This is a genomic window from Flavonifractor sp. An112 (assembly GCF_002161085.1).
Taxonomy (GTDB): Bacteria; Bacillota; Clostridia; order Oscillospirales; family Oscillospiraceae; genus Flavonifractor; species Flavonifractor avicola.
Map to the genome: position 1 here is coordinate 1 of NZ_NFLU01000012.1, position 22481 is coordinate 22481.

At 60.5% G+C, this 22481-nt stretch carries 24 protein-coding genes; 13 read left to right on the forward strand and 11 right to left on the reverse strand.

Going from position 1 to position 22481, the window contains the following annotated elements; all coding sequences use genetic code 11:
- The 6 genes from B5E56_RS11105 to B5E56_RS11130 all read right to left on the reverse strand — a co-directional run.
- The coding region (locus B5E56_RS11105; protein WP_206404979.1) for a hypothetical protein at positions 1–227 on the reverse strand (227 nt) is incomplete at its 3' end.
- A gap of 150 nt (positions 228–377) precedes the next feature.
- Positions 378–848 carry a DUF4358 domain-containing protein gene (locus B5E56_RS11110; RefSeq protein ID WP_087390089.1) on the reverse strand — a complete coding sequence of 157 codons (471 nt, stop codon included), beginning with the start codon at positions 846–848 and terminating at the stop codon, positions 378–380.
- Complete coding sequence (locus B5E56_RS11115) at positions 845–1726, reverse strand: GDSL-type esterase/lipase family protein (RefSeq protein WP_087390092.1); 882 nt, start codon at positions 1724–1726, stop codon at positions 845–847. Before B5E56_RS11115 ends, B5E56_RS11110 begins: the two co-directional genes overlap by 4 nt.
- 21 nt (positions 1727–1747) lie before the next feature.
- Positions 1748–2449, reverse strand: a complete 702-nt coding sequence (locus B5E56_RS11120) for a YjjG family noncanonical pyrimidine nucleotidase (protein WP_087390094.1) — start codon at positions 2447–2449, stop codon at positions 1748–1750.
- Positions 2446–2922: a threonine/serine exporter family protein gene (locus B5E56_RS11125; RefSeq protein ID WP_087188493.1), complete on the reverse strand. Its 477-nt coding sequence runs from the start codon at positions 2920–2922 to the stop codon at positions 2446–2448. Before B5E56_RS11125 ends, B5E56_RS11120 begins: the two co-directional genes overlap by 4 nt.
- A 1-nt stretch (position 2923) precedes the next feature.
- Entirely contained in the window at positions 2924–3697 is a 774-nt protein-coding gene (locus tag B5E56_RS11130; RefSeq protein ID WP_206404980.1) for a threonine/serine exporter family protein, read from the reverse strand.
- Positions 3698–3891: 194 nt separating this feature from the next.
- On the opposite strand from B5E56_RS11130, the gene B5E56_RS11135 reads away from it, so the two are divergent.
- Both B5E56_RS11135 and B5E56_RS11140 read left to right on the forward strand, forming a co-directional pair.
- Positions 3892–4572: a TetR/AcrR family transcriptional regulator gene (locus B5E56_RS11135; protein ID WP_087188492.1), complete on the forward strand. Its 681-nt coding sequence runs from the start codon at positions 3892–3894 to the stop codon at positions 4570–4572.
- Between the two features lie 3 nt (positions 4573–4575).
- Positions 4576–5220 (forward strand): sugar O-acetyltransferase, encoded by a 645-nt coding sequence (locus B5E56_RS11140; protein ID WP_087390097.1) that lies wholly within the window; start codon positions 4576–4578, stop codon positions 5218–5220.
- A 42-nt stretch (positions 5221–5262) separates the two neighbouring features.
- On the opposite strand, the gene B5E56_RS11145 is transcribed toward B5E56_RS11140, so the two are convergent.
- The 4 genes from B5E56_RS11145 to B5E56_RS11160 all read right to left on the reverse strand — a co-directional run bounded on the left by B5E56_RS11145 (position 5263) and on the right by B5E56_RS11160 (position 9666).
- Positions 5263–7077, reverse strand: coding sequence for an LTA synthase family protein (locus tag B5E56_RS11145; RefSeq protein WP_242958921.1), 1815 nt, complete (start codon positions 7075–7077; stop codon positions 5263–5265).
- Between the two features lie 132 nt (positions 7078–7209).
- Positions 7210–7932, reverse strand: a complete 723-nt coding sequence (locus tag B5E56_RS11150; protein ID WP_087270697.1) for an amino acid ABC transporter ATP-binding protein — start codon at positions 7930–7932, stop codon at positions 7210–7212.
- On the reverse strand, positions 7919–8635 hold the full coding sequence (locus B5E56_RS11155) for an amino acid ABC transporter permease (protein WP_242958928.1): 717 nt from the start codon (positions 8633–8635) through the stop codon (positions 7919–7921). The genes B5E56_RS11150 and B5E56_RS11155 overlap by 14 nt, the downstream gene beginning before the upstream one ends.
- 152 nt (positions 8636–8787) lie before the next feature.
- Positions 8788–9666 (reverse strand): ABC transporter substrate-binding protein, encoded by an 879-nt coding sequence (locus B5E56_RS11160; RefSeq protein WP_087390100.1) that lies wholly within the window; start codon positions 9664–9666, stop codon positions 8788–8790.
- Between the two features lie 312 nt (positions 9667–9978).
- Here B5E56_RS11160 and B5E56_RS11165 point away from each other — a divergent pair, with 312 nt between their 5' ends.
- Genes B5E56_RS11165 through prmA form a run of 3 tightly spaced genes read left to right on the forward strand, consistent with a single transcriptional unit; the run spans position 9979 to position 12373 of the window.
- A complete protein-coding gene (locus B5E56_RS11165; protein WP_087188486.1) occupies positions 9979–10515 on the forward strand; it encodes a DUF1836 domain-containing protein in 537 nt (178 codons plus the stop codon).
- A gap of 41 nt (positions 10516–10556) precedes the next feature.
- Complete coding sequence (locus tag B5E56_RS11170) at positions 10557–11429, forward strand: DegV family protein (RefSeq protein ID WP_087330194.1); 873 nt, start codon at positions 10557–10559, stop codon at positions 11427–11429.
- A complete protein-coding gene (prmA, locus tag B5E56_RS11175) occupies positions 11429–12373 on the forward strand; it encodes a 50S ribosomal protein L11 methyltransferase (RefSeq protein ID WP_087390103.1) in 945 nt (314 codons plus the stop codon). Before B5E56_RS11170 ends, prmA begins: the two co-directional genes overlap by 1 nt.
- Before the next feature lie 40 nt (positions 12374–12413).
- Here prmA and B5E56_RS11180 read toward each other — a convergent pair whose 3' ends face one another.
- The gene (locus tag B5E56_RS11180; protein ID WP_087330197.1) at positions 12414–12605 is read right to left on the reverse strand and encodes a YlcI/YnfO family protein; all 192 of its coding nucleotides are present in this window, start codon (positions 12603–12605) and stop codon (positions 12414–12416) included.
- Between the two features lie 96 nt (positions 12606–12701).
- On the opposite strand from B5E56_RS11180, the gene B5E56_RS11185 reads away from it, so the two are divergent.
- From B5E56_RS11185 to B5E56_RS11220, 8 genes are all read left to right on the forward strand, one after another.
- Positions 12702–12998, forward strand: coding sequence for a hypothetical protein (locus B5E56_RS11185; RefSeq protein WP_087390106.1), 297 nt, complete (start codon positions 12702–12704; stop codon positions 12996–12998).
- Positions 12999–13217: 219 nt separating this feature from the next.
- Positions 13218–14399: a DEAD/DEAH box helicase gene (locus B5E56_RS11190; protein ID WP_087188483.1), complete on the forward strand. Its 1182-nt coding sequence runs from the start codon at positions 13218–13220 to the stop codon at positions 14397–14399.
- A gap of 182 nt (positions 14400–14581) precedes the next feature.
- Entirely contained in the window at positions 14582–15460 is an 879-nt protein-coding gene (locus B5E56_RS11195; RefSeq protein WP_087390109.1) for a GNAT family N-acetyltransferase, read from the forward strand.
- 450 nt (positions 15461–15910) lie between these two features.
- Entirely contained in the window at positions 15911–16852 is a 942-nt protein-coding gene (locus tag B5E56_RS11200) for an ABC transporter permease (RefSeq protein WP_087390111.1), read from the forward strand.
- A 1-nt stretch (position 16853) separates the two neighbouring features.
- The gene (locus tag B5E56_RS11205; RefSeq protein ID WP_087390113.1) at positions 16854–18146 is read left to right on the forward strand and encodes an ABC transporter permease; all 1293 of its coding nucleotides are present in this window, start codon (positions 16854–16856) and stop codon (positions 18144–18146) included.
- Positions 18147–18162: 16 nt separating this feature from the next.
- On the forward strand, positions 18163–19236 hold the full coding sequence (locus B5E56_RS11210; protein WP_087390116.1) for an ABC transporter ATP-binding protein: 1074 nt from the start codon (positions 18163–18165) through the stop codon (positions 19234–19236).
- Positions 19229–20263, forward strand: coding sequence for an ABC transporter ATP-binding protein (locus B5E56_RS11215; protein ID WP_087270717.1), 1035 nt, complete (start codon positions 19229–19231; stop codon positions 20261–20263). Before B5E56_RS11210 ends, B5E56_RS11215 begins: the two co-directional genes overlap by 8 nt.
- A 476-nt stretch (positions 20264–20739) precedes the next feature.
- Complete coding sequence (locus B5E56_RS11220) at positions 20740–22473, forward strand: peptide ABC transporter substrate-binding protein (protein WP_087390119.1); 1734 nt, start codon at positions 20740–20742, stop codon at positions 22471–22473.
- Positions 22474–22481: the final 8 nt, after the last annotated feature.

Below are 22481 nucleotides of genomic sequence, written 5' to 3' on the forward strand. Positions count from 1 at the left end.
GCCGGAGACTCCGACGGGGCGGCGGAGGGCTCGGTCACCGGTGCGGAGGGGGTGACCTCGGGCTGCACGGAGGGGGTAACCTCGGCGGCGGGGGGAGCGCTCTTGCCCGCGGAGGGGATGAGCAGCAGACAGACGCATACCGCTGCGGCGGCAATGAGCAGGGGCAGGGTGGCACCGGGGCCATTTCTCTTGTTTTTCATGCGTTTGGGATGATAGGACTGGGACAATGAAGACACCTCGATCTGTATAAACTGGACCCGGCCGGGGGTCTTGTGTTTGCATCTGTTAGACGGCAGGGGCCAGTGAAAAGTTGAGGGAAAGCCAGTTTATTTTTTCAGAAAAAACGCCGGGGTATCCCCGGCGTTTTTGGGTGGGACTCAGTTCAGGCTGTCCAGCACACTGCGAGCGGCGTCAGCGTCGGCGGCCACCACCAGCAGGGCGGTGTTGCCGGTCTGCTCCACGATGGCGTGGTTGAGCTTGTCCACCTCTCCGGGCATATAGCTCTCCAGGGCGGTGATCTGATCGCTGACCCGCTTATCCAGGGCCTCCTTGGCGGTTTTGGCGGCGGCCTCGTCAGTGAGGGTGAGCACGGCGATCTCCTCCGCGCCCATGGACAGGGAGGTGTAAACCACGCAGTCGGTGATGGTGGAGGCGTCAATGCCGTACATGGTGGCGGCGGTGTCCTTGTCCAGGGTGTCCAAGGTGTCGCTGAAGGCGTCGGATTCCAGCAGAGCCTTGGCGGTGGTGGCAGGGTCATAGCTCTTGGCGCTTCCACCGCCTCCGCAGGCGGAAAGGGTCAGGCACAGGGCAAGCACGCCGGGCAGCAGTCGGGTCAACAGGTTCTTCATGGTTCTTTATCTCCTTCCATATCATCCGCATGGGTCTGTCCGGCCTGGTAGATCGCCGGGTCCACGGTGTGTTCCATCAGACAGGTCAGCCATGTTTCATACCAGGGACGCTTGAAGTGGATGCCGTCCGACGTGGCGTCGTCCGGCAGGGGGCCGTCGGCGGTGAGGGCGCTGTACACGTCCACCAGCACCACCTGATGCTCCCGGGCCAGCTGGGCAAACAGCTGGTTAAAGGCCTCTACCCGGGCGTTGGTAATGCAGGAGGCCTGACCGTAGGCCTTGCATTTGGCCTCGTCCACCGGGGCCAGATTTTGCAGATAGACCACGGCATTGGGCTGAAGGGCCTTTACCTCCTCTATAAAGACGCCGAAGGTGCGCAAATAGTTTTCCTCATTGTAATAACCCAGCTCATTCATACCGAAGGCTATGTAGACCTTGCCGAACTGGGGACCCTTCTCCAGGGCTTCCACAATGGAATAGTCCTGTCCGTCCACCGTCACCAGGCCGGGATTGTTCACCCCGAAAATACTCAGTCCGGTGTAGACGTAGAAGGTGGCGCCCCTGACGCCGCTGTACAGCTCCAGCCCATGGGTGCGGGAGTCGCCGATGAACAGGGCGTCGGAGAAGTAGTCCATGTCCACCGGATCGGTCTTGGGGGCGGGCTGGGTAAAATCAAAGGCAGGTGTAGGGGTAGGTGTAGGCGTGGGAGTGACGGTGGCCGTGGGGAGGGGATCAGCCCCCTCCGCCGGGGAGCGGCTGAGCACCGGAACGGTCACCAGAACCACACCCAACGCAATGGCCGCCAGCACCAGGGGCAGACGGCGGCGGGGCGGCGGAGAGGAGTTGCCGGTAAGCTGGGAATAGAGCGAGCGGGACAAACAAAACACCTCGTTTGAAGTTTAAAAATCAGGGCCGTCCAGCACCAGCGGCAGCAGTTCCTCCAGCCTGGCGATCTCCCAGGTAGGGGTAACGGGGCCGGGATTGGGCAGATGGCGGGGGTTGTACCAGGCGGTATCCAGCCCCATGGCGGCGCCGCCGCCGATGTCGGAGGTCAGGTTATCCCCCACCATCAGGGCCCGGCTCAGGTGGGTGATGCCCAGGGCGTCCAGCACCGGTCGGAAGAAGGCGGGGCTGGGCTTGGAAGCGCCGATCTCCTCGGAGATAAAGAGATGGGGAATGAGTTCTTTCAGGGGGGAGCGGTCAAACCGGCCCCGCTGGGCCCGGGCCACGCCGTTGGTGAGGATGGCAAGAGTGCAGTGCTCCCCCAGGGCCCGGCAGACCTCCAGGGCGCCGGGGAGGAGAAAGGACTGCTCGCCCAGCCGGTCCAGATAGGTCCGGTTGAGGGCGGCGGGGTCGGCGTCCACCCCCAGGGCGGCGGTGAGCCGGGCAAAGCGCTCCACCACCAGCCACTCCCGGGTGGCCACTCCCCGGTCCAGCATGGCCCACAGGAAACTGTTGATGGACACATAGAGGGCCTCGGTCTCCGGGGGACAGGGGATGGAGAAGGCCTCCAGAGCCAGGCGCAGGGCCTCGTGCTCCGAGCGATCAAAGTCGAACAGGGTATTATCCGCGTCCAGCAGGACGAAATCGTAGCGTCTCATGGGTGTTTGCCTCCTGACAGGCCCCGCCGGTGATTCTGGTAGTTGGTGACCAGGCGGGCCAGAGAGGCCACCATCAGCACGCCCACCGCCAGGGCCCCGGCCAGGCCCAGGGTGTGGAGCAGAGACTCCAGGAACAGGGAGGTCTCCCCGCTCATGGCGTGCTCCATGGTGTAGTAGATGCCGCCGCCGGGCACCAGGGGAAAGAGGGCCACCAGCAGATAGCTGGTCACCGGGCACCGGCGCAGACGGGCCATGATCTCCGACCAGGCGGAGATGGCCAGGGCGGCGAAAAAGGACTGGATGATGTCGCTGTGAACCAGGGGGGCGGCCAGCAGATAGACCAGCCAGCCCAGGGCCCCGCCGCCGGCGCAGATGAGCATACCCGCGGCTCCGTGGATGTTGAACAGCAGGGAAAAGCCGATGCAGGCCAGGAAGGCGTAGATACAGGGCAGATAGTAGGTAAACTCTTCCATGTCAGCCTCCCATCAGCATTCGGATCAGGCCCAGGGCCAGAGCGGTGCCCAGGGCGATGGCCGCTCCGATGAGCAGGGCCTCTGCGGCCTTGCTGATGCCGGCCACCATGTCGCCGGCCATAATATCCCGCATGGCGTTGGTAAAGGCAATGCCGGGCACCAGGGCCATCAGGGCGCCGATGATGATGCTGTCGGAATTCTGGCCAATGCCGGCGGCAGTAAGGGCCAGGGCCACAAAGGCGGACACCGCCGCGCCGGCGATGGTTTTGAAAAAGAGGTTGGCCCCCAGCTTGGAGGTGAAGGCCATACACAGGCAGATCACCATGCCGCAGAGTCCGCCGCACAGACCGTCCCATACCGAGCCGCCGTAGAACAGGGAGAACATCCCGCAGCCCAGGAAGTGGGCCAGCAGCTGGACGGGCAGAGAGTAGACCTTGTGGGTGCGCTCGATCTGACGCATACTGTCCAGGGCCTCCTCAAAGGGGGGCGTCTCCCGGCACAGGCGGCGGCACAGATCGTTGTACCGCTCCAGCAGGTAGATGTCGGTGCCGTGGTTGGGCATCCGGCGGATCTGGGTCATAGGTTCCCCCTGGGGAGAGGTGAGACTGACGATGATGCAGTTGGGGATGGCAAAGACCTCCCCCCGCTCGGCCCCATAGGCCTGGAGCAGGCGGCTGATGGACTCCTCCACCCGGTAGATCTCCGCTCCGCTGAGCATGAGCCGGAAGCCCATTTCGCTTACGATTTCCAGCAGCTCGTTGTAGTCCGGCTTCAACGGGGAGACCTCCTTTCTGCAAAAAAGCGCGGTGTTCCGGTGGACACCGGTTTACAGCTTATCACATTTCCCCCGGGATATCCATACCTTTCTCAGAAATATTACGCCCCCCTGAAAAAAGGGAAGTATTGAATGTAAAAATAGGATTTGGTACAATAACGGTATCAAGAAAGAGAGGAAAGAGAGGTGGTCTTATGCCGCCCAGGGAAAAGACGCCTGCGGAAAAAGCAGCAGAAAAAGCCCGTATTCTGGACGCCGCCCTGGACATCCTTGCGGCCGACGGCTATGAGGGCCTGACCATGCGCCGCCTGGGGCAGAAAATCGGCGCCTCAGCCACCAAGATCTATCTCTATTTTGTCAACAAGGATGAGGTATATCTGTCGGTGGTGATTGAGGGCTACCGCCAGCTGTGCGACAGTCTGCGGCAGGCCATGGAAACCGTCTCCGGCGGGGAGGCTCAGTTTGACGCCTTCCTGCACACCTATCTGGAGTTTGCGTGGAGCCACCCCACCTTTTACGAGGTGATGGCGCTGAAAAAGGTCCCCATGCAGGCCGATTACGCCGGCACCGAGATGGAGGAGGTGGCCCGGCGGAAGTATGAGGCTGGGATGGAGGTCTTTACCCTCACCCGGCAGGTGATGGAGCACTATCTGAGCGACAAGGGATATACCCTCCAGGTGTCCCGGGACGCGGCGGCCTTCTCCATCATCGTATTTCTCAACGGGCTGCTCAATACCTACTACAACAGGCTGGCTCACACCGTATTCTCCGACCTGGATCAGCTGCTGGGCGACTGCATCCGGCTGCTGAAAAATTCCTTCCGCAACAGCGCGCTGTCGGAAGGGGACCAATTCCAAGGCAAATCAGGTGAATGAAGCATGACGGAGGAAGAAAAGATCTTTGCCGGGAAGATGTTTGATCCCCGGCGGCAGGAGCTGAAGGACCTGAAGCACAAGGCCCATGAGGCCTGCCGGAAGTACAATTCCATGGACGAGTACGACCCTGACCGGGGGGAAGTGATCCGGGCCATTCTGGGCCGGGCGGGCAAGGCCTGCTACTTCCAGGGCCCTGTCCAGTTTAACTACGGCTGCCATACCTTTATTGGAGAGAACTTTTTCGCCAACTTCAATTTGATGGTGATGGATGATGCCAGGGTATTCATCGGGGACAACGTGTGCTTTGGGCCCAACGTGTCCCTGATGGCCACCAACCACCCCCTGCCCGCCCAGGAGCGCACCGGCCTGGACGGGGAGGGCCGCACCACCATGGCGGAGTTTGCCCGGGAGATCCACATCGGCAGCGGGGTGTGGCTGGCCTGCAACGTGGTGGTGCTGGACGGCGTCACCATCGGAGACGGAGCGGTGATCGGCGCGGGCAGTGTGGTCACCAAGGACATCCCCGCCGGCTGGCTGGCTTACGGCAATCCCTGCCGCCCCATCCGCCCCATTACGATTGCTGACAGCAAACGGGAGCTGATCCTGGAGGAGGATCTGGACCACTTTGCCTGGAATCTCAGGGAATGAAAAAAGCGCGCCGCAGATGCGGCGCGCTTTTTTGTGGGCAGCTCAGGGATCGAAAACGGCGCTTCGCCGTCCGCCCCCTCCAAACAGGTTGTTGTACTGTATCTGCTGGTAGTCCTCAATGAGGGCGGCGTAGTCGTTGGTCTCCAGATGGCTGTGGGCCTGCCCGGCTGTGTCCATATAGCCCACAAAGGTGAGGGCGGGCAGCTGCTGCTGGAGCTGCCACAGATAGCCGTCGTACACCGTGCCCCCGATACCGGCGTACCGCAGCAGATAGAGGCTCAAAAAGTTCAGACTGGTGATCTCCGGGCCCTCCTCCGGCAGGGGATAGTTGGCCCAGATCACAAAGGGTGTCTCATACTTGCCCATGTACTGATTCATGTTCATCTGGTCCTGGGTGACGCCGTAGGCCTTGTCCAGGAAGCCCTGCTCCACCGAGGGCTGGTGGTCACCGAACATGAGGATAATGGTGGGCTCCTCCTGGTTCTGGAAATACTCCACCAGAGTGCGGAAGGCCTGGTCGGTCTTGTTGGCCAGGGTGAGGTACTGCTCGGCCTGGGGGTACTTGCCCGGCTGGTCGGTGAGGGTGACCTGGGCGAGATAGTCCTCGGCGGTGTAGCTGCCGTGGTTCTGGATGGTGACGTTGAACAGGAAGAGGGGCTGCCCCTCCTCCTTGTGCTCAAACTCCCAGATGATCTGCTGGAAATCGGACTGATCGCTGACATAGCCGTGTTCCATGGTCTGGGCCACGTCCATGTCCTCCACACACTTGAACTGGTCAAAGCCCAGCTGGGGATAGGCCAGGTTGCGCTGCCAGGAGGTGCGCTCGCCGGGGTGGAAGGCCAGGGTGTCATACCCCTGGGCCTTCAGCAGGGAGGCCAGAGAGGCGGTGGGCCCCAGCACATACTGCTGGTAGGGAATGCTGCCCGAGGGCAGGAAGGCCATGGTGTTGCCGGTGAGGAACTCAAACTCGCTGGCGCTGGTACCCGCCCCGAATACCGAGGTATAGGTGTGGCCGAAGATGGAATTGTCCAGGGAGCGGATGTAGTCGGTGACGCTCTCGCTGAGCTGCAGGTTGCCGTAGGACTCAAAATCGGCCCAGGACTCGTTCATGATGGCGATGATGTTGGGCTTTTGGACCGACACCGCCGCCGGCTCCAGGGCCTCCACCCCCTCCAGCAGGGTATCCACGTTCTCCGGGGAGTAGCCCTCCGGCTCCTCAACCTCCAGAAACTCGGTGTTGCGGTAAAACACGGCCAGGCAGCCGCCAGTGCGGTAGGCCCCCGCCTGATCCCACACGTCGGTCTTGACCCCCAGCTTCTCCAGCTTTTCCGAGGGTAGCAGGAACATGAGGCAGGCCAGCCCCGCCGCCAGACAGGCCAGCCGCAGGGGCAGGCGCTTCCGGGTGGTGAGCCGCAGCCGGGCCTTGCGCCGCTCCGGGTGGAGGAATACCACCAGGGCGGCCGCCAGAAAGATGGCGACTCCCATCTGCCAGGTGAGGAACAGGTGGTAGTTGCCCGCCACGCTGGCGGCGGTGCCCAGGGCGGAGAAATCCCAGGGCAGGATGGGGGTGCCCCGGAAGGTGTTGACGAAGCAGTTGGCGGCGCCCCAGGACCCGGCGGCGATGTGGATGCCGATGGTGCAGGGGGCGATGCGCCCCACCAGGGCGCACAGCAGCCAGAACAGCAGAGCCACGCACAGGGCGTTGGCCACCAGTACGGGGAAGGTCAGAGCAAAAGGATTGGCTCCGTATGTAAACTGCATGAGCCACACGGCGGTAAAGGGGGTCAAAAGCAGAAAGACCGCCTGCCACAGCCGGTCCTTGCGCAGCAGGGAAAGGATTTGTTCACGGTTCATCATAGTATGGTACTCCGGTCATTTGGGAAGATAGTGTGCCATTATAGCGCAAAAAGCCCAGCTTGTCAAAGCCGACCGGTGAAAAAGAAACGGAAAACGTCCCCCGGTACAGTTTGTACCGGGGGACGTGGCAGATTACAGCACCTTGGACAAAAATTCGATGGTACGCTGTTCCTTGGGGTTGGCGAAGAAGGCGTGGGGCTCGTTCTGCTCCAGCACATGGCCGCCGTCCATAAAGAGGACCCGGCTGCCCACTTCCCGGGCAAAGCCCATCTCGTGGGTGACCACCACCATGGTCATGCCCTCGTCGGCCAGCTGCTTCATGACTTCCAGCACCTCGCCCACCATTTCGGGGTCCAGGGCGGAGGTGGGCTCGTCGAACAGCATCACCTTGGGCTTCATGGCCAGAGCCCGGACAATGGCGATACGCTGCTTCTGGCCGCCGGAGAGCTGGGCGGGATAGGCGTCCGCCTTCTCCTCCAGACCCACCCGCTTCAGCAGGGCGGTGGCGGTGTCATCGGCCTCGGCCTGGCTCATCAGCTTGGTGCGGACGGGAGCCAGGGTAATGTTCTTCCGAATGGTCATGTTGGGGAAGAGGTTGAAGTGCTGGAACACCATACCCATCTGCCGACGGATCAGGTCGATGTTGGTCTTGGGGTCGGTGATGGCGGTGCCCTCAAAGGTGATGGTGCCCTTGGTGGGGGCCTCCAGCAGGTTGAGGCAGCGCAGGAAGGTGGACTTGCCCGAGCCGGAGGGCCCGATGATGACCACTTTCTCCCCGGGATAGATGTGCTCGGAGATGTCGTCCAGCACCAGATGGTCCCCGAAGGACTTGGACAGATGTTTAACGTCTATCACTTTGACGCAGCCTCCTTTCCAGAATACCCAGCAGCCAGGTGAAGAGCATGACCATCAGAAGATAGATGATGGCGATGCCCAGATAGGGATACATCACATCGTAGGTCTTGCTGCCGATGGACTTGGCGGCATAGACCAGCTCCTTGCCGCCGATGGCGGAGATCAGAGCAGTATCCTTAAACAGGGTGATAAACTCGTTGCCCAGAGCAGGCAGGATGTTCTTAAAGGCCTGGGGAATGACAATAAAGCGCATGGTGTCCAGATAGTTCAGGCCCAGGGACCGTCCGGCTTCGCTTTGGCCGATATCCACGCTCATCAGGCCACCGCGGACGATCTCGGCCACATAGGCGCCCGAGTTGATGCCCAGGGTGAGGGTGCCCACCAGGGTGTACTCACGGCTGCTTTTAAAGATGATAAAGCCCATAATCAGCAGCTGGACCATCATGGGGGTGCCGCGGATAATGGTAACATAGATTTTGCAGATCACGTTCAGTACGCCCAGGACGGGGTTGTGCCGTCCCAGACGCTGCTGATCGTGGGTGGTGCGGATCACAGCCACTACCACGCCCAGCACAATACCCAGGATCAGGGCCATGGCGGTGATCCAGAGGGTGGTCAGCACGCCGTCCAGGTAGAACTGCCAACGGCCCTCCTCAAAGAAGGCCTTATAAATGCCCACAAAGGCGTCTTGCCACCAGGGCAAGTCCACACCGTCTTTCAGCTGCTGTCCCAGGGACTCATAGAGTTGCGCCCAGTTCACAGAGATTCTCCTTTCTTACCTTCTGCCAAATACGACCCGAAAAAGGACGGCCCGAAGGCCGCCCTTTTCAGTTGAACACGGATTTGTCGTTTGTCTTAGCCCTCAGCGGGGATATACTTGTCGATGATGGACTGCACGGTGCCGTCCTCGATCAGCTCGTTCAGAGCGGTGTTGACGGCGTCCTTCAGAGCGGTGTTGCCCTTGGCAAAGCCGATGGCGTAGTTCTCGTTGGCGAACTCAGTGTCCAGAATCTTCAGACCGGGGTTGGCCTTCACATACTCCTGGGCGGGAGCGTTGTCGATAACCACACAGTCAACCTGGCCGTTCATCAGAGCCTGGATGGCAGCGGCGCCGTCGTCATAGGGGATCACGGCGTCCTCGCCGTAGCCGCCGTTCTCGGGGGTGTCGGAGCAGTAGATGTAGCCGGTGGTGCCCATCTGGCAGCCGATCAGCTTGCCCTCCAGATCATCGATGGTGGCGATGTCGGAGTTCTCGGGGACAATGACGACCTGAATGCCGTTGGCGTAGGTGTCGGAGAAGTCCATGACCTCCAGACGGTCGTCGGTCACAGTGACGCCGGCCATGACGATGTCGCTCTTGCCGGTCTGCACAGCCTGCAGGGCGGCGTCAAAGCCCATGTTGTCCACGACCAGCTCCAGGCCCAGCTTCTGGGCGATGGCATAGGCGATCTCCACGTCGATGCCCTCATAGCCGGTGCCCTCGTAGCCTTCGCCGTCGCCCACCATCTCATAGGGGGGGAACTGAGCGTTGGTGCTCATGATCAGCTTACCGGCCTCCACGGTGGTGAACTCGCCGGAGGCGGCGGGAGTCTCGGTGTTCTCAACGGAAGGGGTCTCGGTGTTGTTGGCGGGGGTCTCGGCGCTGCCGCTGTTGCCGCCGCCGCAGGCGGCCAGCAGAGACAGAGACATGACTGCGGTCAGGCCCATCAGGGCCAGCTTCTTGAAGTTCTTCATACTGTATTCTCTCCTATTCATTGCGTATCACGCGATCCTCATTGCGTTCCTTGTATTAGGTGTCTCTTATTATACACCGTATGCAAATAAATGCAATATTTATTCATTCGTCAAACCCCACAAAAAACCTGGAAGTTTTCAGCCGGTCTCTCTCCGTGCCCGCAGGTGGGTGAAAAGGGTCACATAATGCTGTTATGTGAGAAAACAGGCCTGTTTTCAGCACCTGAAAGGGTTTACTTCCGGGAAAGTGATGTGGTATAATGACAGCGATATGTTTAGATATGGTTTTGAAAACCAGAAAGGAGGCCCACCTTGGAAGAGATCCGCGCATTAAAGGAGCGGCTGGAGGGGGAACGACCGGTAGATTGGGAGGGTTTCCCCGATATCGGGCTGTATATGGACCAGCTCATCAACTATATGCCCCGCCAACTGATCCACTATGGAGAGGGGGAGGCCCTGACCTCCGCCATGGTGAATAATTATATTAAAGATGGGGCCATGCCCCGGGCGGAGGGCAAGCGGTACTCCCGCACCCACCTGGCCTACCTCACAGCCCTGTGCGCCCTCAAGCAGGTGCTGTCGGTGAAGGATGCCGGTCTGCTGCTGGCCGCGGCAGCTCAGGGGCGTGAGCCCAAGGAGCTGTACGAGCAGTTCCGCATGGAGCTGGACCGGGCCCTGGACGTGACCGCCGGGTCCCTGGACCCCACCGCCGGGGAGGAGGACCTGCCCGGCCTGGCCCTGGCGCTGGCCCTGCGCAGCTATGCCGACAAGCTGGCCTGCCAGCGTATCCTGGAACTGCTGCGGGCCAAACAGCCCCCCAATGAAAAGGAAAAGAAGAAAAAAGACTGAATACCGCTCAGATTTTAACAACGATGGAGGTTCTCTGAACAATGGGAGAATATGTGATCTTGACCGACTCCTCCGCCGACCTGACCGCCGAGCTGGTGGCCGAGCTGGGGGTGGAAGTGATTCCCCTGTCCTTCACTATGGAGGATAAGACCTACTTCAACTATCCCGACAACCGGGACATCGACCCGGCGGATTTTTATGCCCGCCTGCGGGGGGGCGCCATGGCTACCACCGCCGCCGTCAATGTGGCCGACTATACCGAGGCTATGGAGCCCATTCTGAAGGAGGGCAAGGACGTGCTGGTGCTGGCCTTCTCCTCCGGCCTGTCCGCCACCTGCCACTCCGCCCAGATCGCCGCCGGGGAGCTGATGGAGCAGTATCCCGACCGGAAGGTGTATGTGGTGGATACCCTGTGCGCCTCCCTGGGTCAGGGCCTGCTGGTGTGGTATGCCGCCAACCTGAAAAAGCAGGGTAAGACCATGGAGGAGGTACGGGACTGGACCGAGGAGCACAAGCTCAACCTGTGCCACTGGTTCACCGTGGACGACCTCCACTTCCTCAAGCGGGGCGGCCGCATCTCCGCCGCCACCGCTGTGCTGGGCACCATGCTGTCCATCAAGCCGGTGATGCACGTGGACAATGAGGGCCACCTCATTAAGGTAGGCACCGCCCGGGGCCGCAACGCCTCCCTCAAGGCCCTGGTGGACCACATGGAGCAGACCGTGCTGGATCTGAAGGGTCAGTCCATCTTCATCAGCCACGGCGATTGCCTGGCAGACGCCCAGAAGGTGGCTGATGATATCCGGGCCCGCTTTGGGGTGGAGGATATCGTCATCAACTATGTGGGTCCCGTCATCGGCGCCCACTCCGGCCCGGGCACCGTGGCCCTCTTCTTTATGGGGAGCGAGCGCTGATGGAGGATATCAAGTGGCTGGAAGTGGTGCTGGACACCACCGAGGAGGAACTGGACGGCCTGTGTGCCCGGCTCACCGCCAACGGCGTCACCGGCTTCGCCATTGAGGATGAAGAGGACTTCAAGACCTTCCTGGAGCAGAACCGTCAGTACTGGGACTATGTGGACGAGGACCTGATGGAGCGGATGAAGGGCGTGTGCCGAGTCAAGTTCTACGTCACCGACGACGCAGACGGCAAGGCCCAGCTGGCGCGCTGGCTGGAGGGCATCGACAAGCCCTACACCACCGCATCCCTGGGGGACAACGACTGGGCTCACTCCTGGCAGAAGTATTATAAGCCCATGACCGTGGGCGAGAAGCTGTGGATCGTCCCTGAGTGGGAGCGGGATCAGACCCCGCCGGAGGGACGCACCCCGGTGTACCTCAACCCCGGCCTTACCTTTGGTACCGGCAACCACGCCTCTACCCAGCTGTGCCTCATGGGGCTGGAGGAGTATGTGGTACCCGGCCAGCCGGTGCTGGATCTGGGCTGCGGCAGCGGTATCCTGTCCATCGCCGCCATGGCCCTGGGGGCCTCCACCGCCGTGGCGGTGGACATTGACCCCAAGGCGGTGGACGTGGCCTATGAGAACGCCGGCCTCAACGGCATCGGCAGGGAGCGGTACACCGTCCGGGCGGGGGATGTGCTCACTGACCAGGCTCTGGTCAAGGAGCTGGGCCAGCAGCGCTACCCCCTGGTACTGGCCAACATCGTGGCCGACGTGATCATGCCCCTGTCCGCCAAGGCGGGGGAGTGGATGACCGAGGACGGGGTGTTCCTGTGCTCCGGCATCATCGACACCCGCTCCGCCGAGGTGGAGGCTGCCCTGGAGCGCAACGGCCTGCACATCATCCGCCGCCGGGAGCAGAACGGCTGGGTATCCCTGGCCGCCAAACGGGCGTAATAAAAGGAAAAGGACGCACCGCAGCGCGGTGCGTCCTTTTTTATGTGGAGGACTGCGGATGGTCCTCCTCCTTCAGGTTTTCCAGCGCCACCCGGGTGGCCTCAATGACAAACTGGGAGAAGTTGCAGTCAGTTCCCTGAATGGCTTTCTCAACCTCCTCCAGGATCTGATTGGGAAAGCGGATGGTTTTAGAGGTGGTGCCGGGAACGGCGGGCAGTTTAAATTTAGCCATAGTATCACCATGTCTTACATTTTGTCATTTACAACGTAATACAATTTGTGATATAAGTATGTAAGACAAATAGTAAGACGTGCGGGGGGTGATGCAATGGATTGGGAGGCTGCCTATGAACAATGCCCTTCGTTTGGTGTTGGGAAAGGCCCCTATAACTGGGAGACAACACAGGTTCTGGAGGCGCTTGAGCGGGACCTGACAGCACTTCGGCAGAGATTGACCGATGAAACAGGCGAACTGCTAGAGCAGTATTTGAAGAGCGGGGCACACTATTTGCACAGTTGTTGTCGGTACTACTATTATCGTGGTATGCTTCATGGTATCAAAGAGGCGTTAGAAATCTGGAGTGCGGAGTACGGTTCAGCAGAAGAGAGTAGCGAAGATAACTGACTTGTAAGGGCGGCCTTTATGGCCGCCCGCCGGTTTTTTGCCGGCATGAGCCCCCTCCAGGGTGAAAGGATTGCATTTTTTCCCCGGATATGATACACTTTTTCGGTACGATTTGAGGTCGCGCCCCGGGGAAAGAGGGCGTTGGGTACGAAAGGGAGTTTCGATGCCTGTGGGGACCTTGAATCAGGCAGACTGAAACGGAAAGGAAGTTTTGTACCCATGGAAATCAACGGCGAGCAGGTCAACGAGATCGTCAACTACGCCGACCTGGGCCTGTCCCCTGAGGTCATGAAGGCCATCGACAAGAAGGGCTACGTCCAGGCCACGCCGGTCCAGGCGGGCGCCATTCCCTATTTTATGGAGTGGAAGGACGTGATCGCCAAGGCCCCTACCGGTACCGGCAAGACCTTTGCCTTCGGCATTCCTATGGTGGAGCACATCGATCCGGACAACCAGGATGTGCAGGCCCTGGTGCTGGCCCCCACCCGGGAGCTGGCAGTGCAGATCCAGGAGGAGCTGCGGGACCTGTGCGAATTTAAGGAAGGGGTACGCACCGTGTGCCTCTACGGCGGCGCCCCCATCGACAAGCAGATCAACACCCTGAAGAAGCGCCCCCAGATCGTGGTGGCCACCCCCGGCCGCCTCATGGACCACATGAAGCGGCGCACCGTCAAGCTGGACAAGGTGGAGACGGTGGTGCTGGACGAGGCCGACCGGATGCTGGATATGGGCTTTGTCCGGGACGTGACCCGTATTCTGGACCAGCTGAAGCACCGGAAGAACCTGGGGATGTTCTCCGCCACCATCAGCCGGGAGGTGATGGACATCTCCTGGGTGTACCAGCGTGACCCCATTGAGATCACCGTCCGCCCGGTGGAGGAGTCCAAGCCCGACATCACCCAGTACCGCATTGATCTGGACGGCCGGGAGAAGAAGCTGGACACCATCGTGGCCCTCATCACCCACGGGGAGTACGAGCGGGCCATTGCCTTCTGCAACACCAAGAACATGACCGACCGGCTGGCCGGGCTGCTCCAGATGCGGGGCATTTCCTGCCAGGCCATCCACGGCGATATCCAGCAGCGGGTGCGGGAAAAGACCCTGGACAAGTTTAAAAAGGGCGAGATCAAGGTGCTGGTGGCCACCGACGTGGCCGCCCGTGGCCTGGACATCGACGACGTGGACGCGGTGTTCAACTACGACGTGCCTGACGAGATGGAGAACTACACCCACCGCATCGGCCGTACCGGCCGTGCCAAGCGCCACGGCGTGGCCTATACCTTTGTGGCCACCGTCACCGAGAGCGTCCGCATGGACGACATCATCCGCAACACCAAGGCGGAGGTTCAGCGGCTGAAATACGATCAGGACGGCTGCCTCATGCTGGTGGAGCAGCAATAAATCGTTGAATGGGCGGCCTTTGGCCGCCCATTTTCCTGCTTCCGGGCCGGTTCGCCGGATTTCCCTTGCCAATTTCCGGAGGCCATGATATCATGTCGGCGAACTGTACTGGGATAAGATGATTTGCGGCACGAATTCCGTGCGGGTCCTGTCTGCCGCCTGAAAGAGAGAGGAGTGTTCCTATGGTAGAGATCCGTCCCTCCCGGCCCGGCGAGGCCCAGGCCCAGAAGGACCTGTGGCGGGCCGCCTTTGGGGAGGACCCCCGCTATATTGACTGGTTCTATGAATGCTGCTGGCGGCCGGAGGACACCCTCCTGCTGCTGGAGGACGGGAAGCTGGCCTCCATGCTGGCCCTGCTGCCTCAGACCATCCACCTGCCAGGCGGCGGCACCGCCTCCGCCTGGTATGTCTACGCCCTGGCCACCGACCCCAATGTGCGCGGCAAGGGCTATGGCCGGCAGCTTCTGCTCTATGTGGACGAGTTTTTGAAGGCTCGGGGGGCCGACTGTGTGACTGTGGTGCCCGCTGAGGCTGGGCTCTTTAAATTTTTCGGCATGGTGGGCTATCTGCCCGGCTTTTTTACCCGCAAGGTGGAGCTGCTGCGGAGCATGACCACGCCCGCCTTCCCGGAGGACAAGGTGGAACCCATCAGCCCGGCGGAGTACAACGCCATCCGGGAGGCGGCGCTGGCAGGCCTGCCCTTTGTCTCCTACAGCCAGGAGCTGATTCGCTATCAGGAGGGAATGGGTAAGATCACCGGCGGCGGTCTGTACCGCGTCACCGTGGGAGAGTTCCAGGGCTGTGCCGCCGCCGAATACCTGAACCAGGAGAGCGTTCTTTTTAAGGAATTGCTGCTGCCGCCGGAGCATATGCCCCGTGGCCTGGCCGCCCTGGCCGCCCAGATGCCCGGTCAGCGGTGCTTCGTCCGCACCCCGGCCCAGTGGGACGGGATGCAGGGCAGCTATCTCCAGCCCTTCGGCATGGTCAAGTGGTATGACCGGGAGAAGGGCGCCCTGTGGGGGGAGGAGACCCATGGCTATATGGGCCTGGGCTTTGATTGACCGGCTCCAAAACAGAATACAGCGTTCAAAGATGGGCGCGGACAGACGGGGGATGGTCCCTCATCTGTCCGCGTTTCTTTATCTTGGCATGGGTTTTGCAACCAGACGGTGGGGCAAGATTCAAAGCCGGGGTTTTGCAAGAATTCCGTTAAAATGAATATGCGGGGCAAAATCGTGAATATATATAAGCAAATTTCATCGCATTAGCGAGAAAAAGTGTCGAAAAGCAGGTGATACAAGGGAAGAAAGCATCCGATGTCGAAGAATGAAATGGACAATTATGCAGAAAAGTGTCTTTCTGACAAGGACAGCTGCAAGATTTGACGGCGATTCCATCAAATTCAGGCGGCAGAACTCTTGACGGAAGGTGTTAATTACGATAAAATAAACAGACGTTTATTGTGGGGCATTCACGGAAAACGAACAGAGACTGGTATAGGAAGTGAAGAAATGGCAAAATATGTTTTGAAAAGAGTGCTGATGGCAGTGATTACCCTGTTCATCGTCATCTGCCTCACTTTTTTCCTCATGAACGCCATTCCGGGCAACCCCTGGCTGTCTGAGAAGACCCCATCTCAGGCCACCATCGATGCCCTGAATGAGAAGTACGGCTTGGACCAGCCGGTCATCGTGCAGCTGGGTAAGTACCTGGGCAACATTCTGCACGGCGATTTCGGTACCTCCATTAAGATGCAGAAGGACCGGCCGGTGCTGGACATCATCACCACCATGTTCCCCATCTCGGCCAAGATCGGTATCATCGCCATTGTGTGGGCTATTTTGGTGGGCGTCCCATTGGGCTGTCTGGCCGCATACAAACGAGGTACCTGGGTGGACAGCCTATTGCGCGTAATATGTACAATAGGTATCTCCATGCCAGGCTTCGTGGTGGCTACCATCCTGCTGCAGATCTTTACCGGTGGTATTGAGGGCTTTAAGATATTACCAACGGTATTTGACGGCAGCTGGCAGAGCTATGTGCTGCCCTGTGCTGCCCTGGGCTTCTACCCCATGTGTTATCTGTCCCGGCAGACCCGTACCGCCATGCTGGACTCCATCAACCAGGAGTACATCAAGACTGCCCGGGCCAAGGGCCTGCGCAACAAGAAGATCATCTTCAAGCACGCCCTGCGCAACGCCCTGATCCCCGTCATCACCTATCTGGGCCCCCAGATCGCCTTTACCCTGTGCGGCGGCTTCGTGGTGGAGCAGGTGTTCTCCATCCCCGGTCTGGGCCGCTACTTCGTCCAGTCCATCCAGTCCCGTGACTATCCTATCATCATGGGCACCACCATCTTCCTGGCGGCCTTCATCATCGTGATGAACCTGGTTGTGGACCTGCTGTACAAGCTGGTGGACCCGCGGATCAATCTGAGCAAGGGAGGGAACTGAGTTGGCAGAGAAACGGAAAAAAGTGCTCGGCTCTCTTCAGCCGGATATTGAAGATATCCTGGATTGGAACAAGCTGCCGGAAGACGCCTTTCAGCCGGCCAGCGCAGAAGAGAAAGAGAGTTTTATTCAGGACCGCAAGAGCGTGTCCTATTGGAAGGACGCATGGCGCCGCCTGCGCCGCAACAAGGTAGCCATGGTGGCCATGGTCATCGTGATCCTGCTGGGCCTGTTTGCCTTTGTGGGTCCCCTGATCGTGCCCTACAGCTATGATGAAGTGATCCCCGGCGCCAACAACCTGCACCCCTGGCACTACTCCCTGGAGGACCAGGAGGAGCTGGCGGCGGCGCAGGACCCGGAGAAAGCCATTGAGCTGGCCCGGGCCGAGGCCGAGGCCGAGGGCCGCGAGCTCAGCCGCATCGAGGAAGCTCAGATCCGCGCTCAGGTGAAGAGCGGCGGCGACGTGGACGAGCTGCGGGCCGAGCTGGGCATCAAGCCCAAGCTGTTCGGCTACACCAACGACGAGCTGCAGCGCATCGCCAACGGCGAGTCGGTTTTCCCCCATGTGTTCGGCTGCGATATGCAGGGCCGTGATATTATGGTCCGTACCATGATCGGTACCCGTGTGTCCATGATTGTCGGTATCTGCTGTGCCCTCATCGTGCTGGTCATCGGTGCCATCTACGGCTCCATCTCCGGCTACTGCGGCGGCAAGGTGGACGCCGTCATGCAGCGTATCGTGGAGATCATCTACACCATCCCCGAGGTGCTCATCATCCTGCTGCTGGGCGCCACGCTCAAACCCATTTTGGAGGACTTCCAAAACTCGGGCGACGGGTTCTTCCAGAACATGGTCACCATTCTGGGCCCCAACCTGATCGCCATCTTCATCGCCTTCGGCCTGCTGTACTGGGTGACCATGAGCCGCATCATCCGCGGCCAGATCCTCCAGCTCAAGCAGCAGGAGTACGTCACCGCCGCCCGCGCCCTGGGCGCCAAGGGCGGGCGCATCATCAAGCGCCATCTGCTGCCCAACTGCGTGGGCCAGATCGTGACCACCACCTTCCTGCAGATCCCCTCCGCCATCTTTACCGAGTCCTTCCTGTCCTTCCTGGGCATGGGCGTTTCCGCCCCCATGACCAGCCTGGGCTCCATGTGCTCCGATGGTCTGAGCGGCCTGCAGAGCTATCCCTATCGTTTGTTTATCCCCGCCATCATCCTGAGCATCCTGATCCTCTGCCTGAACCTGTTCGGCGACGGCCTGCGCGACGCTCTGGATCCCCGTCTGAAGAAGTAAGAAAGGAGGAGACACCATGGAAGAAAAACAGAAAACCGGCAAGCTGCTGGAAGTGAAGGATCTCCACGTCTCCTTCTTTACCCCCGCCGGCGAAGTCAAGGCTGTGGGCGGCATCAGCTATGACCTGAACTATGACGAAGTCATGGGCATCGTGGGCGAGTCCGGCTCCGGCAAGAGCGTGGAGGCCTACTCCATCATCGGCCTGCTCCAGTCCCCCGGCAAGGTGGTGGGCGGCTCCATCACCCTGGAGGGCGAGGACGTGCTGGCCAAGAGCAAGGAAGAGATGATCGACCTGCGGGGCAACAAGGTGGCCATGATTTTCCAGAACCCCATGACCTGCCTGAACCCCGTGTACACCATCGGCAACCAGCTCATCGAGGCCCTGAAGGCCCACGACAAGAAGGTCTCCAAGGAGGAGGCCGCCAAGCGGGCCATGGAGATGCTGGAGATGGTGGGCATCAACAACGTGGAAAAGCGGATGAAGCAGTATCCCCATGAGCTGTCCGGCGGTATGCGTCAGCGCGTCATGATCGCCATGGGCCTGATCTGCCATCCTCAGCTGCTCATCGCCGATGAGCCCACCACCGCTCTGGACGTGACCATCCAGGCTCAGATCCTGGAGCTCATGAAGGAGCTGCAGAAGAAGACCCACATGGGCATCATCTTCATCACCCATAACCTGGGCGTGGTGGCCGAGATCTGCGACAAGGTCTCCGTCATGTATGCCGGCAAGATGGTGGAGCAGGGCCCTGTGGACGACATCTTCTACAAGCCCGGCCACCCCTACACCATGGGCCTGCTGCGGTCCATGCCCCGTGTGGACGCCGAGAGCTACGAGCGCCTGATCCCCATCGAGGGTACCCCCGTGGATATGCTCAATCCTCCCGAGGGCTGCCCCTTCGCTCCCCGGTGTGAATACGCCATGAAGATCTGCCTGCAGAAGATGCCTCCCTATGTGGAGCTGGGCGACAACCACCGCTCCGCCTGCTGGCTGCGGGTGCAGGAGCAGATGGCCAGGGAGAAGGCCGGCCAGGCGGACGCCAAGCCCGCGCAGGAGACCGAGAACAAGGAGGCGGGCGACCATGAGTGAGAAGAATGATATCCTCGTTCAGGTAGACCACCTGAAGAAATACTTTGGCGTCAAGGGCCTGAAGGGCCCCGGCGTCCAGGCCGTGGAGGACGTGTCCCTGTTCATCAAGCGGGGCGAGACCCTGGGCCTGGTGGGCGAGTCCGGCTGCGGCAAGACCACCCTGGGCCGTACCATCCTCCAGCTCCATCCCCCCACGTCCGGCAAGATCGTCTATGACGGCGAGACCATCTTTGAGGGCGAGGACCCCTGGCAGAAGGACGAGAACGGTCAGCTGATCCACGTCAAGACCCCCAAGCCCAAGGCAGTCAATATGCTGCCCTACCGGCGGAAGATGCAGATCATCTTCCAGGACCCCTCCGCCTCTCTGGACCCCCGTATGACGGTGGGCGAGATCATTGGTGAGGCCCTGGATATCCACAAGCTGTGCCCCAACAAGAAGGACCGCACCGACCGCATCAAGGAGCTGCTTGCCCGGGTGGGTCTGAACACCGAGCACGCCAACCGCTATCCCCATGAGTTCTCCGGCGGCCAGCAGCAGCGCGTGGGCATCGCCCGCGCCCTGGCGGTGCGCCCCGAATTCATCGTGTGTGACGAGCCTATCTCCGCCCTGGACGTGTCCATCCAGTCCCAGGTGGTGAATATGCTGGAGGATATGCAGCAGGATCTGGGCCTGACCTATCTGTTCATCGCCCATGACCTGTCCGTGGTGCGTCACATCTCCAACCGTATCGGCGTGATGTATCTGGGTACCATGGTGGAGCTGGCTGAGAGCTACGAGCTGAACAAGCATCCCATCCACCCCTACACCAAGACCCTGCTGTCCGCCGTGCCGGTGCCCGATCCCGAGGTGAGCCGGACCCGTCAGCGTATCGTGCTCCAGGGCGATATCCCCTCTCCCATGAATCCGCCCACGGGCTGCCGGTTCCATACCCGCTGCCCCTACGCCACCGAGAAGTGCAAGGAGTGCGTGCCTCAGTTCAAGGAGCATTCGCCCGGCCACTACGCCGCCTGTCACCTGCTGGGCTAAGAGGGGCGAATGGGCCTGCCGCCGCATTGCGGCGTCCAAGCGTTTTGGGCTGTGCCCAAAACCTTGATGCCGGGCGAATTCACTTCGCCCGAGCAGATGAAAGAGAATGGGGTACCCGCCCGGCGGCCTGAGCCGGGTGGGAGGCATTCTCCCGGCCACTACGCCGCCTGTCACCTGCTGGGCTAAGGGAAAGCCGGGTCCGCGCAGTAAGGGCGCTCAAGCGAAAATTGGAAAAAGGCGGCAGATTGCCGCCTTTTTTCGGAACCAGATAGAAATAAACTGAAGAGTTCGTAACAATTTCGAAACATTTTCTTTACACCTGTACCTGACCTGTGGTATAATATCTTTGCTTTACTTTAACGTGCGAAAGGCCATGGCCTTTCGGCGCCCGCACTGCGGGCGCCGATGACCATTCCCCTGTGTATCGCGCCCCAAGGCGTTATAGATACAAAAATGAGAAAGATGGAGGTCCAACCATGAAAAAGAGAAAGCTTGTCTCTCTGCTTCTGTCCGGGGCCCTCGTGTTCGGCCTGCTGGCCGGCTGCGGCGGCGGCACCAGCAACAGCAACGAGACTCCTGACGCTCAGAACAGCGGCACTCCCAGCAGCGAAGCTCCTTCCGGCGACGCTTTTGAGATGACTGTCAACATTGCTTCTGAGCCCCAGACCATCGATCCCGCTCTGAACAGCGCGGTCGACGGCGCCATTATGATCAGCCATATGTTTGAGGGCCTGATGCGCTGGGAGGATTCCGGCAGCGAGACCGCCGGTTCCGACGGTACCTGCACCAACGCTCAGCTGGGCTACGGCCAGGCCGAGAGCTACGACAAGGTTGCCAACGAGGACGGCACCGTTACCTACACCTTCCACCTGCGCGACGGCATTAAGTGGTCCGACGGCAAGGACGTTACCGCTCAGGACTTCGTGTTCTCCTGGCAGCGCCTGGTCAACCCCGAGACCGCCGCTGACTACAGCTACATGATCGACTGCGTGGTCAACGCCAACGCCATCATGAACGGCGAGATGGAGCCCAGCGAGCTGGCTGTCTCCGCTCCCGACGACAAGACCTTCGAGGTCACCATCACCTCCGACCTGCCCTACTTCACCGAGATCTGCGCCTTCCCCGCCACCTTCCCCGTGCGTGAGGACATCGTGAGCAACGCTCAGTGGACCTACGATCCCGCTACCTACGTGTCCAACGGCGCTTACAAGATGACCAACCGTGTCACCAACTCCGAGATCGTCATGGAGCCCAACGAGTACTACTACAATGTGGATACCCTGGGTCCCCAGAAGATCACCTTTAAGCTGATGGAAGACAACAACGCCATGCTGAACGGCTTCAAGACCGGCGAGCTGGACTTCATCGAGTCCATGCCCACCGACGAGATCGCCGGCCTGATGGCTTCCGGCGACCTGAAGATCGTGGACTACATCGGCACCTACTATGTCTGCTACCAGACCCAGAAGGCCCCCTTCGACGATCCTCGCGTCCGTAAGGCCTTCACTCTGGCCATTGACCGTACCTACATCGTCAACGAGATCACCCAGACCGGTCAGGTCGAGGCTGGCGGCTTCGTGCCCGCTGGTGTTTACGACGCTGCCGGCGCTACCGGCGACGACTTCCGCACCGTGGGCGGCGACTACTACAAGCCCACCGACGCTGACTACGAGGCCAACTGCGAGGAGGCCCGTCAGCTGCTGGCCGAGGCCGGCTACCCCAACGGCGAGGGCTTCCCCGTTGTTGAGTACCTGTACAACACCGACGACTCCCACAAGGCTGTTGCCGAGGCCCTGCAGAATATGTGGCAGACCCAGCTGGGCGTGACCGTCACCCTGAACAACCAGGAGTGGGCCACCTTCCTGCAGACCCGTAAGGACGGCGATTACTCCATCGCCCGTAACGGCTGGATCGCCGACTACAACGATCCCATGTCCTTCCTGGATATGTGGCTCACCGGCGGCGGCAACAACGACGCTCAGTACTCCAACGCCGAGTACGACGCCAAGATCCAGGCTGCCAAGGCTTCTACCGATCCTGCCGAGCGTATGCAGCTGATGCACGAGGCCGAGGACATCATCATGGGCCAGGATTACGCTCTGTGCCCCCTGTACTTCTACACTCAGAAGTATATGCTGGCCGACGGCATCCAGGGTATGTACTATACTCCTCTGGGCTACTTCTTCTTCGACCACTGCACCCAGGGCTGATTTTCAGC

Coding starts and splice junctions, on each gene's coding strand:
- B5E56_RS11110 (WP_087390089.1), bottom strand. CDS start 848: ATGAAGAACCTGTTGACCCGACTGCTGCCCGGCGTGCTTGCCCTGTGC.
- B5E56_RS11120 (WP_087390094.1), bottom strand. CDS start 2,449: ATGAGACGCTACGATTTCGTCCTGCTGGACGCGGATAATACCCTGTTC.
- B5E56_RS11125 (WP_087188493.1), bottom strand. CDS start 2,922: ATGGAAGAGTTTACCTACTATCTGCCCTGTATCTACGCCTTCCTGGCC.
- B5E56_RS11135 (WP_087188492.1), top strand. CDS start 3,892: ATGCCGCCCAGGGAAAAGACGCCTGCGGAAAAAGCAGCAGAAAAAGCC.
- B5E56_RS11140 (WP_087390097.1), top strand. CDS start 4,576: ATGACGGAGGAAGAAAAGATCTTTGCCGGGAAGATGTTTGATCCCCGG.
- B5E56_RS11145 (WP_242958921.1), bottom strand. CDS start 7,077: ATGATGAACCGTGAACAAATCCTTTCCCTGCTGCGCAAGGACCGGCTG.
- B5E56_RS11160 (WP_087390100.1), bottom strand. CDS start 9,666: ATGAAGAACTTCAAGAAGCTGGCCCTGATGGGCCTGACCGCAGTCATG.
- B5E56_RS11170 (WP_087330194.1), top strand. CDS start 10,557: ATGGGAGAATATGTGATCTTGACCGACTCCTCCGCCGACCTGACCGCC.
- prmA (WP_087390103.1), top strand. CDS start 11,429: ATGGAGGATATCAAGTGGCTGGAAGTGGTGCTGGACACCACCGAGGAG.
- B5E56_RS11180 (WP_087330197.1), bottom strand. CDS start 12,605: ATGGCTAAATTTAAACTGCCCGCCGTTCCCGGCACCACCTCTAAAACC.
- B5E56_RS11185 (WP_087390106.1), top strand. CDS start 12,702: ATGGATTGGGAGGCTGCCTATGAACAATGCCCTTCGTTTGGTGTTGGG.
- B5E56_RS11190 (WP_087188483.1), top strand. CDS start 13,218: ATGGAAATCAACGGCGAGCAGGTCAACGAGATCGTCAACTACGCCGAC.
- B5E56_RS11195 (WP_087390109.1), top strand. CDS start 14,582: ATGGTAGAGATCCGTCCCTCCCGGCCCGGCGAGGCCCAGGCCCAGAAG.
- B5E56_RS11200 (WP_087390111.1), top strand. CDS start 15,911: ATGGCAAAATATGTTTTGAAAAGAGTGCTGATGGCAGTGATTACCCTG.
- B5E56_RS11210 (WP_087390116.1), top strand. CDS start 18,163: ATGGAAGAAAAACAGAAAACCGGCAAGCTGCTGGAAGTGAAGGATCTC.
- B5E56_RS11215 (WP_087270717.1), top strand. CDS start 19,229: ATGAGTGAGAAGAATGATATCCTCGTTCAGGTAGACCACCTGAAGAAA.
- B5E56_RS11220 (WP_087390119.1), top strand. CDS start 20,740: ATGAAAAAGAGAAAGCTTGTCTCTCTGCTTCTGTCCGGGGCCCTCGTG.